The 14,323-nt window shown below is 50.0% G+C and carries 16 protein-coding genes; 7 read left to right on the forward strand and 9 right to left on the reverse strand.

The features are described 5' to 3' along the window. Positions 1–17 precede the first annotated feature (17 nt). Together BFP76_RS02120 and BFP76_RS02125 are read left to right on the forward strand one after the other, a co-directional pair. On the forward strand, positions 18–4,295 hold the full coding sequence (locus BFP76_RS02120) for a Hint domain-containing protein (RefSeq protein WP_205661354.1): 4,278 nt from the start codon (positions 18–20) through the stop codon (positions 4,293–4,295). Between the two features lie 103 nt (positions 4,296–4,398). After that, positions 4,399–4,863, forward strand: coding sequence for a hypothetical protein (locus tag BFP76_RS02125; protein ID WP_099591537.1), 465 nt, complete (start codon positions 4,399–4,401; stop codon positions 4,861–4,863). 13 nt (positions 4,864–4,876) lie between these two features. Here the strand turns inward: BFP76_RS02125 and BFP76_RS02130 are convergent, their stop codons facing one another. Together BFP76_RS02130 and BFP76_RS02135 are read right to left on the reverse strand one after the other, a co-directional pair. Further along, on the reverse strand, positions 4,877–5,101 hold the full coding sequence (locus BFP76_RS02130) for a DUF1150 family protein (RefSeq protein WP_165775638.1): 225 nt from the start codon (positions 5,099–5,101) through the stop codon (positions 4,877–4,879). Between the two features lie 10 nt (positions 5,102–5,111). Continuing rightward, a complete protein-coding gene (locus tag BFP76_RS02135) occupies positions 5,112–5,528 on the reverse strand; it encodes an Hsp20 family protein (RefSeq protein ID WP_099591539.1) in 417 nt (138 codons plus the stop codon). Between the two features lie 185 nt (positions 5,529–5,713). Here BFP76_RS02135 and BFP76_RS02140 point away from each other — a divergent pair, with 185 nt between their 5' ends. Genes BFP76_RS02140 through BFP76_RS02150 form a run of 3 tightly spaced genes read left to right on the forward strand, consistent with a single transcriptional unit; the run spans position 5,714 to position 7,522 of the window. After that, positions 5,714–5,914, forward strand: coding sequence for a YdcH family protein (locus BFP76_RS02140; RefSeq protein WP_189640221.1), 201 nt, complete (start codon positions 5,714–5,716; stop codon positions 5,912–5,914). A gap of 53 nt (positions 5,915–5,967) precedes the next feature. Further along, positions 5,968–6,456, forward strand: a complete 489-nt coding sequence (purE, locus tag BFP76_RS02145) for a 5-(carboxyamino)imidazole ribonucleotide mutase (protein ID WP_099591541.1) — start codon at positions 5,968–5,970, stop codon at positions 6,454–6,456. Further along, entirely contained in the window at positions 6,449–7,522 is a 1,074-nt protein-coding gene (locus tag BFP76_RS02150) for a 5-(carboxyamino)imidazole ribonucleotide synthase (RefSeq protein WP_099591903.1), read from the forward strand. The genes purE and BFP76_RS02150 overlap by 8 nt, the downstream gene beginning before the upstream one ends. Before the next feature lie 14 nt (positions 7,523–7,536). Here BFP76_RS02150 and BFP76_RS14610 read toward each other — a convergent pair whose 3' ends face one another. From BFP76_RS14610 to BFP76_RS02170, 6 genes are all read right to left on the reverse strand, one after another. Continuing rightward, on the reverse strand, positions 7,537–7,692 hold the full coding sequence (locus BFP76_RS14610) for a hypothetical protein (RefSeq protein WP_165775639.1): 156 nt from the start codon (positions 7,690–7,692) through the stop codon (positions 7,537–7,539). Between the two features lie 43 nt (positions 7,693–7,735). Continuing rightward, the gene (locus tag BFP76_RS02155) at positions 7,736–8,443 is read right to left on the reverse strand and encodes an esterase/lipase family protein (protein WP_099591542.1); all 708 of its coding nucleotides are present in this window, start codon (positions 8,441–8,443) and stop codon (positions 7,736–7,738) included. 32 nt (positions 8,444–8,475) lie between these two features. Further along, a complete protein-coding gene (locus BFP76_RS02160) occupies positions 8,476–9,306 on the reverse strand; it encodes a DMT family transporter (RefSeq protein ID WP_114365318.1) in 831 nt (276 codons plus the stop codon). Positions 9,307–9,330: 24 nt separating this feature from the next. Continuing rightward, a complete protein-coding gene (locus BFP76_RS14760; RefSeq protein ID WP_276307898.1) occupies positions 9,331–9,456 on the reverse strand; it encodes a hypothetical protein in 126 nt (41 codons plus the stop codon). Positions 9,457–9,596: 140 nt separating this feature from the next. Further along, on the reverse strand, positions 9,597–11,243 hold the full coding sequence (groL, locus tag BFP76_RS02165) for a chaperonin GroEL (RefSeq protein WP_099591543.1): 1,647 nt from the start codon (positions 11,241–11,243) through the stop codon (positions 9,597–9,599). A gap of 39 nt (positions 11,244–11,282) precedes the next feature. After that, a complete protein-coding gene (locus BFP76_RS02170; RefSeq protein WP_099591544.1) occupies positions 11,283–11,567 on the reverse strand; it encodes a co-chaperone GroES in 285 nt (94 codons plus the stop codon). 175 nt (positions 11,568–11,742) lie between these two features. Between BFP76_RS02170 and BFP76_RS02175 the strand changes: the two genes are divergently transcribed. Both BFP76_RS02175 and BFP76_RS02180 read left to right on the forward strand, forming a co-directional pair. After that, entirely contained in the window at positions 11,743–12,627 is an 885-nt protein-coding gene (locus BFP76_RS02175; protein ID WP_099591545.1) for a TIGR01459 family HAD-type hydrolase, read from the forward strand. A gap of 42 nt (positions 12,628–12,669) precedes the next feature. Beyond that, positions 12,670–13,620 carry a bifunctional riboflavin kinase/FAD synthetase gene (locus BFP76_RS02180; protein ID WP_099591546.1) on the forward strand — a complete coding sequence of 317 codons (951 nt, stop codon included), beginning with the start codon at positions 12,670–12,672 and terminating at the stop codon, positions 13,618–13,620. Here the strand turns inward: BFP76_RS02180 and BFP76_RS02185 are convergent. After that, entirely contained in the window at positions 13,614–14,300 is a 687-nt protein-coding gene (locus BFP76_RS02185; RefSeq protein ID WP_099591547.1) for a DUF2161 domain-containing phosphodiesterase, read from the reverse strand. The genes BFP76_RS02180 and BFP76_RS02185 overlap by 7 nt on opposite strands. Between the last annotated feature and the right edge of the window lie 23 nt (positions 14,301–14,323).

A 14,323-nucleotide genomic window follows, 5' to 3' on the forward strand; every position in this document is an offset into this window, starting at 1 on the left:
GTGGCGCGGGTAACGACGTGATCGATTCAACAGATGGCTCTGGCCCTGGTGTTCCTGATGGCACACCTGGTGAGGATCCAAATGATGATCTGGACACTGTAACCGGTGGTCTGGGCGATGACAGCATCTTTACTGGTGATGACGCCGATAGCATTGATGGTGGTGCTGGCAATGACACGATTGATGGTGGCATCGATGATGACACGATCAGCGGTGGTGCTGGCAATGACAGCATCATTGGTGGCGACGGCAATGATGAAATCGACGGTGGTTTGGGCGACGATACAATCGATGCAGGCGATAGCCTGAACCCAGCGACCGATGATGTTGATGCGGACCCATCTGATGATCTGGACACTGTCTTTGGCGGTGACGGCAATGACACAATCACAACAGGTGACGACGCTGACACGGTTTATGGCGGCGACGGCAATGATGTGATCGATGCGGGCATTGATGACGACAGCGTTGAAGGCGGCGCAGGTGATGACAGCATCATCGGTGGCCACGGCAATGACGTGATCGATGGCGGTCTGGGCGATGACACAATCGACGCAGGCGACAGCTTGAACCCAGCAACCGACGATGTTGATGCGGACCCATCCGATGATCTGGACACTGTTATTGGTGGTGCCGGTAACGACACAATCACAACCGGTGATGATGCAGATAGCATTGATGGTGGCACAGGCAACGATGTGATCGATGCGGGTATTGACGACGATATCGTGAATGCAGGCGACGGTGATGACAGCGTGATCGGTGGCCATGGTAATGACCTGATCGACGGTGGTGCTGGCAACGATACAATCGATGCAGGCGACAGCTTGAACCCAGCCACAGATGATGTCGACGCGGACCCATCTGATGATCTGGACACTGTCTTTGGTGGCACAGGTGATGATAGCATCGCAACCGGTGATGATGCCGATACAATCGATGGCGGCACAGGTAATGACACCATTGATGGTGGCATTGATGACGATAGCATCGCTGGTGGCGACGGTGACGACAATATCATCGGCGGCCATGGTAATGACCTGATCGAAGGCGGCGCTGGTGATGACATCATCAATTCCACAGGACCAGAGGCATCCAACCTACCCGACGCAACCGATCCAAATCCAAACGATGATCTGGACACAGTATTTGGCGGCGACGGCAACGATGTGATCTTTACCGGCGATGATGCAGATAGCATCGATGGCGGTGCAGGCTCTGACACAATCGACGGTGGCATCGACAATGACACCATCGATGGCGGTGCTGGCAACGACAGCCTGATCGGTGGCGCTGGCGAAGACACAATCGACGGTGGCGATGGTTCCGATACAATCGATGGCGGCGAAGGTGCCGATGTCTTGTTCGGCGGTGGCAATGACGATGATATCGTTGTTGGCGCGGGCGACACGGCCTTTGGTGGCGACGGCGATGATGTGTTCATTTTGGACACAAGCGATGCGGTTGATGGATCAACATTCGATATCTTCGGTGGCGAAGGCGACGAAGATGGGGTTGATCCAACCAATGGTGGTGACGGCGATACGCTTGATCTGTCCAGCTTTGGTGTGACCTCTGCCGATGTTGTCTTGTCAAATGATGATGATGCCAATGGCGGCTTCTCTGGTGTGGCAACGATCACTGATCCGGGCACTGGCGACGTTTACACGGTGAACTTTGATGCGATTGAAAACCTGATCCTGGCCCCCGACGGCACGGTACAGGGTACATCTGGCGATGATGTGATCGACAACACCTATGTTGATCCATTTGACGGCGAGCAAATCGACAATAACGATGGCACAGGCCCAACTGGCGACGAAGACATCGTCAATGCGGGTGACGGCGACGATAGCGTGCTGGCTGGCGATGAAAACGACACCATCTATGGTGGTGACGGCAATGATACGCTGGACGGTGGCGCGGGTAACGACGTGATCGATTCAACGGATGGCTCTGGCCCTGGTGTTCCTGATGGCACACCTGGAGAGGATCCAAATGATGATCTGGATACCGTAACCGGTGGTCTGGGCGACGACAGCATCTTTACTGGTGATGACGCCGATAGCATTGATGGCGGTGCAGGCAATGACACGATTGACGGTGGCATCGATGATGACACGATCAGCGGTGGTGCTGGCAATGACAGCATCATTGGTGGCGACGGCAATGATGAAATCGACGGTGGTTTGGGCGACGATACAATCGATGCAGGCGATAGCCTGAACCCAGCGACCGATGATGTTGATGCGGACCCATCTGATGATCTGGACACTGTCTTTGGCGGTGACGGCAATGACACAATCACAACAGGTGACGACGCTGACACGGTTTATGGTGGCGATGGCAATGATGTGATCGATGCGGGCATTGATGACGACAGCGTTGAAGGCGGCGCAGGTGATGACAGCATCATCGGTGGCCACGGCAATGACGTGATCGATGGTGGTCTGGGCGATGATACCATCGACGCAGGCGATAGCTTGAACCCAGCAACCGACGATGTTGATGCGGACCCATCTGATGATCTGGACACTGTTATTGGTGGTGCCGGTAACGACACAATCACAACGGGTGATGATGCAGATAGCATTGATGGTGGCACAGGCAACGATGTGATCGATGCGGGTATTGACGATGATATCGTGAATGCAGGCGACGGTGATGACAGCGTGATCGGTGGTCATGGTAATGACCTGATCGACGGTGGTGCTGGCAACGATACAATCGATGCAGGCGACAGCTTGAACCCAGCCACAGATGATGTCGACGCGGACCCATCTGATGATCTGGACACTGTCTTTGGTGGCACAGGTGATGATAGCATCGCAACCGGTGATGATGCCGATACAATCGATGGCGGCACAGGCAATGACACCATTGATGGTGGCATTGATGACGATAGCATCGCTGGTGGCGACGGTGACGACAATATCATCGGTGGCCATGGTAATGACCTGATCGAAGGCGGCGCTGGTGATGACATCATCAATTCCACAGGACCAGAGGCATCCAACCTGCCCGACGCAACCGATCCAAATCCAAATGATGATCTGGACACGGTGTTTGGCGGCGACGGCAACGATGTGATCTTTACCGGCGATGATGCAGATAGCATCGATGGTGGCGCAGGTTCCGACACAATCGACGGTGGCATCGACAATGACACAATCGACGGTGGTGCCGGCAACGACAGCCTGATCGGCGGCGCTGGCGAAGACACAATCGACGGTGGCGATGGCAATGATAACATTGACGGCGGCAACGACAACGATGTGATCAATGGCGGCGACGGTGCGGATACAATCACTGGTGATGATGGTGAAGACACCATCGACGCAGGCGGCGATGACGATACAATCGCAGTTGGCGGCGGTGACAGCGCAACAGGTAATGCTGGCGATGACATCTTTACCATTGATCCAAGCCAAACCGACAACACCCCTGGCGACGATGTAATCACCATCGTTGGCGGTGAAACAGGTGAAGAAGGTTCGGGCGATGGGCTGGACGGTGATACGACCAACGACAATGGCCTGAATGATCTGGGCACTGGCTCCGGTGATGTTCTTGATCTGCGTGATCTGTTCGCGGATGGCACGTTGACCCCTGGTGATATCAATTATGCCGGTGGTGACAATGAAGCGGGTTCATTCACATTCGTGGATGACGAAGGCGACAATGTTACGGTCAACTTCTCTGAGATTGAGAACGTTCTGGTCTGTTTCGCACGCGGCACAATGATCCGTACAGAAACAGGCGAGAAAGCAATCGAAGATTTGGTTGCTGGTGATCGTGTCATGACCCGTGACAACGGTGTTCAAGAGCTGCGCTGGATTGGATCACGCACAGTTTCCGCCACAGGAAACTTTGCTCCGATCATGATCAAAGCGGGTGCAATGGGCAACGATCGCGATCTGATGGTATCACCACAGCACCGCATGTTGATTGAAGGTTGGAAGGCAGAAATGCTCTATGGTGAAGCAGAAGTATTGGCCGCGGCCAAACATCTGGTGAACGGTGATAGCATTTACGCGCAAGAAGGCGGTGAAGTGGAATATTTCCACATGCTGTTCGATCAACACGAGCTGGTGATCGCCAATGGCGCGGTATCAGAAAGCTTCCACCCTGGTGAATTGGGTATGGGTTCAATGGCCGAAGAGGCCCGCGAAGAAATATTCGCATTGTTCCCAGAGCTGCGCACAGACGCCGAAAACTATGGCCCATCTGCACGCAGCAGCCTGAAATCATACGAGGCACAAATCTTGGGTGAAAACCCAGATTTCCTAAAGTAAGATTGGGTTAATAAAAATTATAAGGTCGCGATTAATTTCGCGGCCTTTTTTTATGCGTTGTTGATGATTATGCATGCATGTAGGAAATCAAAGAAAGCGGCCAATGAAAAAACTAAAATCTGCGCGACGATTTAGTGGCCCGACATTAATCGTTCCCTTGGCATTCATTACGTTTGGGTTGTTGAGCTATGCTTTGGGTTACGCTTTTTCGTTGCAACAGCGCAATTTTCGCGATGGCGCGATTGAACAACGCGTGCATGTGATGGAAATTGGGCGGCTCGCAACAGATAACAGCGCGGATATAATCTATACCTTTGGAACCAAAAACAGCGAAGGCGAACCGGTTTTTTATGAAAATTCAGAATGGCCGACACGCCAAATTATTCACAATAAAGGTGATGTTGTGCCTGGATTATATAATCAACTTACGGGCCAAATTACGAGCATTGCGGTTTTTGAACGCCCGCAAGGGATGGTTTACATCCCCAAAATATTTGGCGGTTTTTTCATATTTGCGGGCGTATTGATCGGATATTTTTTCTGGCGTGACCCAGTGTATGAATATTAGCGCCTATACGTGATTAGTGCACGCTCACAGGTGTGAATTCATATGTTCGTGCAACGGCAAATGCCGCACCGCGATCCGTGGCCAATGCAATACATTCGCCTGTTTCATCGTGAATGGCATATTTTGGTGCGTTTTCTTGTGTCCCTTCGAAAAATTCACGTGGAATTTCATCGGGATTGATGGCGCGCACATAAACCAGCCGCCCTGCATCCAGTGTTTCAGTTGCAAAATCGTCCATCAGGTTCGCCCTATTTTTTGTGTTTAATTTCGATGGTTTGCACAACCGTATTTGGAATCGTGCGTTGCAGATCGACATGAAGCAATCCATTTTCCATGGATGCGCCCGCGACCTCTACCCCATCGGCCAAGACAAAGCTACGCTGAAATTGGCGCGCAGCGATACCGCGATGCAGATAAACGCGGCCCTCTGAATCGTCTTCTTGGCGGCCACGGATCACCAGTTGGCTGTCTTCTAATGTGATCGACATATCCTGTTCACGAAACCCTGCAACCGCAAGTGTGATGCGATAAGATGTTTCAGAACTTTGTTCGATATTATACGGCGGGTAACCTTCGTTCCCCGATTTTGCGGATAATTCCACCAAACGATCCAACTGTTCAAACCCCAACAAAAACGGGTGTGACGCGAATGAAATTTTGCTCATGCGAAGCCCTTGTATAAGCGACTAATAATTCAGGCCCCAATTGGCGACCCAGTGTATAATATGGGGAAAACCAAATAATTTCTCAAGTAGTTTGAGAAATTCTTGTTTTAACTGTGTCAATTGCGGTATAGCGCAGGCTTAACCCATTCATCGCGAGAATGCTTGTGGACGATAAAAAACGAAAAATGGATCGTACCGCTGTGTTGCAGGTAGAATTGGCAACGATGCGTCAACAACACCGCGATTTGGATATGGCAATTGATGCCATTCACGAAACCGCAAATCCCGATATGTTGACCTTGCAACGATTGAAACGGCAAAAATTGGCGATCAAAGATGAAATTTCACGTCTTGAGGACGAGATTACGCCGGATATTATTGCCTAAGCGGGTAAAATTGGCTACATCCCGATTTTGCACAGCCAGATAGGGCAATGAATATGAACACCATCAAAGTTGGCATCATCATGGGCAGCCAATCTGATTGGCCAACAATGAAATTGGCGGCGGATATTTTGGATGAATTGGGCGTAGCCTATGAAACGAAAATCGTCTCGGCACATCGCACACCTGATCGTTTGTGGTCATATGGCAAAACGGCGGCGGAACGTGGATTACAGGTCATTATTGCTGGCGCTGGTGGGGCGGCACATTTGCCAGGAATGATGGCGTCAAAAACCCGTGTGCCAGTTTTGGGCGTTCCCATTCAAACCAAAGCGTTAAGCGGTGTTGATAGCCTTTATTCTATCGTGCAAATGCCCAAAGGTTTTCCCGTGGGCACAATGGCAATTGGTGCGGCGGGTGCTGCCAACGCAGGATTAATGGCCGCGGCAATCTTGGCCAATAGTGATGCGGATCTGGCGACCCGTTTGGATGATTGGCGCGCGGCATTATCAAATTCAATTGCGGATGAACCAACAGATGACTAAGCCACTAACGCAAGGCGCAACAATTGGCATTTTGGGTGGTGGGCAGCTTGGGCGTATGTTGTCCGTGGCGGCCTCGCGGCTGGGGTTTAAAACCCATATTTTTGAACCCGGTGCCAACCCACCCGCAGGCCATGTGGCGGATCAGGTCACAACTGCATCGTATGAGGATGAGGCTGCATTGCGCGGATTTGCCGATACTGTCGATGTGATTACGTTTGAATTTGAAAACATCCCCGCATCGGCGCTGGATATTTTGGAAACAATCCGACCAGTTTTACCTGCGCGAAACGCGCTTGCCACATCACAGGATCGCATCGTTGAAAAACAATTCCTCACCGACCTTGGATTGGACGTGGCGCCATTTGCCAATGTGGAAACGCCAGATGATCTGAACGCGGCGATTGAAACGGTTGGGGTGCCTTCCATTTTAAAAACGCGCCGTTTTGGATATGATGGCAAAGGTCAATCGCGTTTAAAATCCGTAGATCAGGCCGCAACGGCTTGGGCGGAATTGGGCAACACACCCTGTGTTCTGGAAGGTTTTGTTGATTTCAGCCACGAAGTGTCCGTGATCGGTGCACGTTCCCAATCTGGCGAAGTTGTCTGTTATGATCCCGGTGAAAATGTCCATCGCGATGGTATTTTGCATACCACCACCCTGCCTGCGAAATTGAATGTTTCCCAACGTATGGATGCGGTGATCCTGACCGGTAAAATCCTGAATGCATTAGAATATGTTGGCGTGATGGGTGTGGAATTGTTTGTCACCCCACAGGGATTGTTGGTGAACGAAATTGCCCCACGTGTGCATAATTCGGGTCACTGGACACAAAATGGCTGTGCCATTGATCAATTCGAACAGCATATCCGTGCGGTTGCCGGCTGGCCATTGGGCGATGGGCAACGCCATTCAAACGTGGTGATGACCAACCTGATTGGGGATGAGGTTTTGAATGTTGCGGAATTGTCTAAAGATGCATCCGTTGGATTGCACCTTTATGGCAAGTCTGAACCCAAGGCGGGGCGCAAGATGGGCCACGTCAATAAAATCAGTCCAAAATCTTAAGTCGTTATCGTATTTTACGAGCTTACCAATGGGACGCATTTTCCAAGCGCACCATCATAGGTTTGCCCAAGACCACATTGTGACGATTGTTGTCCGTGATCACGGCACCCTTCGGCAATTGCGGGTAGTGCAGTAAAGGTTGCAACGACGATAAACAGAAACGTTTTCATAGCATTCCTCTTTGTTGGTGTACAAAGGGTAACACAAAAACCGCTATTTTTCAACGTCGTGTTTAAATGCACCTGTGCGCAGGAACACCGCTACCTGTCGAAATACCGCGGGGCTATTCATCATGAATGTATGGGTGACGGGTAAAACGATGTGGTCTTTCATCCCTTCAACCTTGGTGCTTTCGACGGAAACCTTACCGTCATCTTTACCATCAATAATCGCGGAAAAGATCGGCGAAATGCTCTGATCGCCTGCGATAATACCCAGTTCAAAATTCACAGGGCCAAGCTGATTTGGAATGCTGTTTTTACCGGTTCCAAGCTGGTTACCAGCAACCCCATTCCAAAATTCAAAACCGGGTAAACTGCCCAATTCATCAACCACTGCACTGCCTTTGTTTGGTGGCGACAACATCACCACGCGCCCAAGGTTTTTGGGGCGGTTTTTGGTGTTTTCCAAATAATAACGCACCATGATGCCCCCCATCGAATGGGTCACAAAATGGATTTTCGGGGCGTCACCGCAAGCTTTGATCGCCTTTGGCATGGTAAATCTGGTCAAGGCTTCGATCTTGGCCTTGGTTGAAGGGTAATCCACGTTCACCACATCATATCCGATGCCATCAAGTGCGGTTTCCATCGCCAAAAACGAATTGGAGCTGCGCGCCAAGCCATGCATCAAAACCACACAATCAGCGGCGGCGCTGATGGGCGCTAAAGTGATCGCAATTGCAAATAGATGACGTTTCATGGCGATAATCTAGTATCGGATACTTTGAAATACTAGCGCCCTGCCCAAATCGAAAGCGCAATACCGCCCAAAACCAATACTGACGCTACGGCAAATTGAATTGTGAACGGCTCGGATAAAAACACCATGCCGCCCAGCATCGCAATGATTGGCACGCTCAGCTGTGCAACCGCTGCAGTAATTGTTGTAATTTGAGGCAACACCGAAAACCACAACAGATAACCAAGCCCTGAAAAAATCGCACCTGACAGGATCGCCAAAAAAACCCCATAGGGTGTGATCAATTCACCAGCGCTAAACATCCAAACCACAAGAGCGATAGGAATTGTAAACAGAAAGCTTTGCGCAGCAGCCAGATGTGCATTTCCCGCCCGTTGACCAACCAGCGTGTAAACACCCCATCCAAACGCCGCAAGCAACATGAAAAACGCGCCAAGCGGATCAATCACACTATTGGACGGGTTCAACAAATAGGCCAAACCGATAAAACCGATAAAGGCACCCAGCCATTGCAACGGCATCGGGGTTTTGCCCAAAATCGCAGCGCCGATAAACATGGTGAGCTGCACACCGCCAAATAGCAACAACGCCCCCAGTCCCGCATCAAGCGTCACATAGGCAAAAGAAAAACCAAGCGCATAGAGCGCCAACCCGAACACCGAAAGAATATTGGGGCGAAAGCTATGGCGCCCAACCTGTCCGCGCAGCGCCAAAATTCCCCACAAAATTCCAGCACCCGCAATTAGGCGGATCAAAGCAAAGCTAAACGGACCAATCTGTGGTTCCACAAGTGCCAATCGATTCAAAACAGAATTCGCGGCAAAAGCAATCATGGTAATGGAAATTAGGAAAAAAATGCGCATGGCTTGCCTGTGGTTCAAGCAAGGCTACTTGCTTCTGGGATAGGTAACTTTGTTATTCTCAATTGCGATATACCCTTGTTTTTCCAATGCGGAAATCACTTTGTCGGGAACAACGACGCGTTGCGCATTTTCAGGATACGTATATGCCATAAAAAAGGGCCGCCAAACGGCGACCCTTTGTAATTAGTAAGTTGGCAAAAGCCGACAGTTGTAAATCGTTTTAACCCCGATAGGGCCAAAGCCGACGATGCAGATCGTTTTGGCGCTAAAGCCAGCGCCAAAGCCGACTTCTACATCATGCCGCCCATGCCGCCCATGCCACCCATGTCTGGCATGCCGCCAGCAGGTGCGTCTTTTGCTGGTTTTTCTGCGACCATTGCTTCTGTTGTGATCAACAGGCCAGCGATTGATGCAGCGTCTTCCAGTGCAGTACGTGTTACTTTGGCGGGATCGATCACGCCGAATTTGAACATGTCGCCATATTCTTCGGTTTGAGCGTTAAAGCCAAATGACGCGTCTGCGCTTTCGCGGATTTTGCCGGCAACTACTGCACCGTCAACACCTGCGTTTTCAGCGATTTGACGAAGTGGTGCTTCCAAAGCGCGGCGAACGATTGCGATGCCTGCTTCTTGGTCAGAGTTATCACCTGTTAGCTTTTCAAGTACTTTTGCAGCTTGAACAAGTGCAACACCACCACCAACAACGATGCCTTCTTGAACAGCTGCGCGTGTCGCGTTCAACGCATCATCAACGCGGTCTTTGCGTTCTTTAACTTCAACTTCTGTTGCACCACCAACGCGGATCACAGCAACACCACCAGCCAATTTGGCCAGACGCTCTTGTAGTTTTTCACGGTCGTAGTCAGATGTTGTTTCTTCGATTTGTTGCTTGATTTGTGCAACACGTGCTTCGATTTCCGCTTTGGAACCAGCACCATCAACGATTGTTGTTTCGTCTTTGGTGATTGCGATTTTCTTCGCAGTGCCCAGCATGTCCATTGTTACGGATTCAAGCTTCATGCCCAAATCTTCGGAGATCACTTGACCACCTGTCAATACTGCGATGTCTTGCAACATTGCCTTGCGACGATCGCCAAAACCAGGTGCTTTAACCGCTGCGATTTTCAAACCGCCACGCAATTTGTTCACTACCAAGGTTGCAAGCGCTTCGCCTTCAACGTCTTCGGCGATGATCAACAATGGTTTGCCAGATTGGATAACTGTTTCCAACAACGGAACCATTGGCTGCAATGAAGACAATTTTTTCTCGTGCAACAGAACCAAGCAATCTTCTAGCTCTGCTGTCATTTTGTCTGGGTTTGTTACGAAATATGGTGACAGGTAACCGCGGTCAAACTGCATACCTTCAACAACGTCTGTTTCTGTTTCCAGACCTTTGTTTTCTTCAACAGTGATAACGCCTTCGTTGCCAACCTTTTGCATCGCGTCTGCGATTTGGTTACCAATTGATGCTTCGCCGTTTGCAGAGATTGTACCAACCTGTGCAACTTCGGAGCTATCTTTCACTTCGCGTGCAACAGATTTGATTGATTCAACAACTTTTGCAACCGCAGTGTCGATACCGCGTTTCAGATCCATTGGGTTCATGCCCGCAGCAACTGATTTCAGGCCTTCTTTGACGATGGCTTGGGCCAAAACTGTTGCGGTTGTTGTACCGTCACCAGCTGTGTCATTGGTTTTGGAAGCAACTTCCTTGACCATTTGCGCGCCCATGTTCTGGAATTTACCTTCCAGTTCGATTTCTTTTGCAACTGAAACACCATCTTTGGTGATGCGTGGCGCACCAAAAGATTTGTCCAAGATTACATTGCGGCCTTTCGGGCCAAGTGTCACTTTCACGGCGTCGGCCAGAATGTTAACACCTTCAAGCATCAGATTACGTGCATCTGTGCCAAATTTTACGTCTTTTGCTGGCATTATTAAATGCTCCTAAATTCGTGTGATAATTTAACGGGATTAAAGAATGCCGAAAATGTCGGATTCTTTCATCATCAACAGCTCTTCGCCGTTGAGGGTCACTTCTGTGCCGTTCCATTTGCCGAACAATACTTTGTCGCCAACTTTTACAGCCATCGGGATCAAATCACCGTTTTCTTTGCGCAGGCCTTCGCCAACTGCAATGATTTCGCCTTCAGCAGGTTTTTCTTTTGCTGATTCTGGGATGATCAGACCGCCAGCGGTTTTTTCTTCGCCTTCAAGACGACGAACCAGAACACGGTCGTGCAAAGGTGTAAATGCCATTCGGATTGCTCCTTAGAATGAATTCGGGTGGCTCCTCTCGAATGTTAGCACTCGCCACCGTTGAGTGATAACAGCGGGAAACTTAGGGATATTCGCACCCGAGTCAAGTGTCGTTTAAAATGATTTTTCTCAACAGGCATAGCCATTTTAGAAATGACCTGCTAACTCAGCCCCCATGATCCAAATTATCGAAAAACTTTCCGATGTTTCAGACCAATATGATGCAGTGTTCTGCGATCTTTGGGGCTGTTTGCACAACGGGATAACGCCCTTTCCCGCCGCCGTAAAGGCGTTAGAGGAATTTCGTGATGCGGGTAAAACCGTAATCTTGTTAACCAATTCACCGCGTCTTGGTTCATCTGTGGTGACACAGCTTGATGAAATGGGTGTCGCACCTGATTTATATCACGCTGTTGTTGCAAGCGGGGATGCCGCACGCGCCGCGATGATGTCGGGTGCATTTGGGCAAAGGGTATATCATATCGGCCCTGCACGAGATGAAGGTTTTTTTACCGGTGTTGATGTCGAAGATTTTTATCAAGGCAGCGATGTTGTTCGCGTCCCTCTTGAAGATGCCGAAGGCATTGTTTGTACAGGCCTGTTTCACGATGAAACCGAAACGCCCGATGATTATCGCGCGATATTGCTAAACGCCAAGAACCGTGGGTTGGCATTGCTTTGCGCAAACCCTGATATCATCGTTGATCGTGGCGAGGATCGGATTTATTGCGCGGGCGCATTGGCACAGCTTTATACCGAAATGGGTGGTGAATCACATTATTTTGGCAAACCACACCCGCCGATTTATGCGCTTGCCCAACAACGGTTAACGGATATCACCGGACGGATTATCGACCCTAAACGTATTTTGTGTATCGGCGATGGGATCAACACCGACATTCGTGGTGCCTTGGGCGAAGACATGGATAGCCTGTTTATAACCGGTGGGCTGGCTGCATCCGATACTGCCACCACAGATCAACCCGATGCGCAAAAGCTGGAAAAATTTCTGACAGATGCGCAGTTATCCCCAACCTATAGCATTGGATACTTGCGCTAGCGCGGGTCATGTGCAAATCAATGCACAAATAGGACAGAATAAATGCGTATCATCCAAGACTACACTTTCGTTGAGCCCGAAAACAAAGGTGCCGCCGTTGCCATTGGCAATTTTGACGGTGTGCATTTGGGGCATCAGGCTGTGGTTGATATCGCACGTGACATCGCACAAAAAGATGGCTGTCCGTTGGGGGTTTTAACATTCGAACCCCACCCACGTGAATTTTTTGCACCAGACGCACCACCATTTCGTTTGATGAGCGCCGAGGCAAAGGCCAGTCAACTTTCAAAAATCGGCGTTGATATATTGTATCAACTTGCGTTCAACACGGTTTTATCCGCCCTCACCGCGGAAGAATTCGCACGTGATGTCATCAAGGATGGCCTTGGCCTCGCCCATGTGGTGGTTGGTGCTGATTTTTGCTTTGGCAAGGATCGTTCGGGCAATGCACAGGATTTGGTGGCGTTTGGTGAAAAATACGGCTTTGGCGTGACCATTGCCGAGTTGTTATCAGATCAGGACGAAGTCTTTTCATCCACTGCAATCCGCGAAGCATTGACCGATGGTCGCCCCGAAGATGCCGCAAAAATGCTGGGCCATTGGCATCGTATTGAAAGCGAAGTCATTCACGGCGAACAGCGTGGGCGCGAGCTTGGCTTTCCTACCGCCAATCTGTCCATTGATGGGCTTCACCCGCCAAAATATGGGGTTTATGCCACCGTTGTCGATATTTTGGATGGACCAAGCAAGGGGCGATATTATGGCGCGGCGTCCATTGGTGAGCGCCCAACATTTGGCGTATACAAAGCCAATCTAGAAGTTTTCATTTTCGATTTTTCCGCCGATATATATGGCTCTAGCCTTTCGGTCGCTTTGGTTGATTATCAGCGTCCAGAATTGAAATTTGATGATCTGGATGCATTGATCAAACAAATGGATGAAGATTGCGCACAAGCACGCGATACATTGCACACCATGTATGCAGATCACTGAGCCTTTGTGTTAAATTTTTCAATCGCTGCTGCATATTCAACCAATGCCGCCTGCCCCGCATCAGTTAAATCATACACCCCGCGTTCAACGCGAAAAAACCAACCGTAATAGTTTGCCTGCAATATTGACGGCACCTTGGGTGCGTTCAATGCATTGCGCATATCTTTTGGTCGTGATGGGCCCGCATTTCCCAAAAATTGCGCAACGCGCAAGGCATCTTGGCGATAGGCAGTCATAATTTTGCGCCCCACCTGCCCGCCCGTATTTTGATCGCCGATACGCGCATGAAATTCCTTTAACAACGCCGATGTGCGTTTTTTGAATTTTCGCGGGCGATATGGTGCGGGATCCGTATGAATTTGAACAAACCCATCAGTAAGGCGCACCGAAATTAACCCAAGCCCCAAACGGCGGCACAGCTTGGTTGCATCCTTCACCGCAGATAACCATCGCGCACCTTTGCCGACGGGACAGGCAACATAAACGGTGTCACTAATCCCTTGGCGATCCACCCCTTGCAACAATAATGCCAGTGAAAGCGACAGTTTCAGTTCGACAATAACGGGTGGTTCATCATCGCGTATCGCTACGATATCACACCCCTTGACCTCTGCCTTTACTGTGTAACCCTGATCCTCCAAAAACTCTTTGATCGGAGAATAAAGCGCGGTTTCTTTCATCTTTTGCTTTCAATTCGTCAATT

Source organism: Paramylibacter kogurei, from assembly GCF_002742285.1.
Classification (GTDB): domain Bacteria; phylum Pseudomonadota; class Alphaproteobacteria; order Rhodobacterales; family Rhodobacteraceae; genus Amylibacter; species Amylibacter kogurei.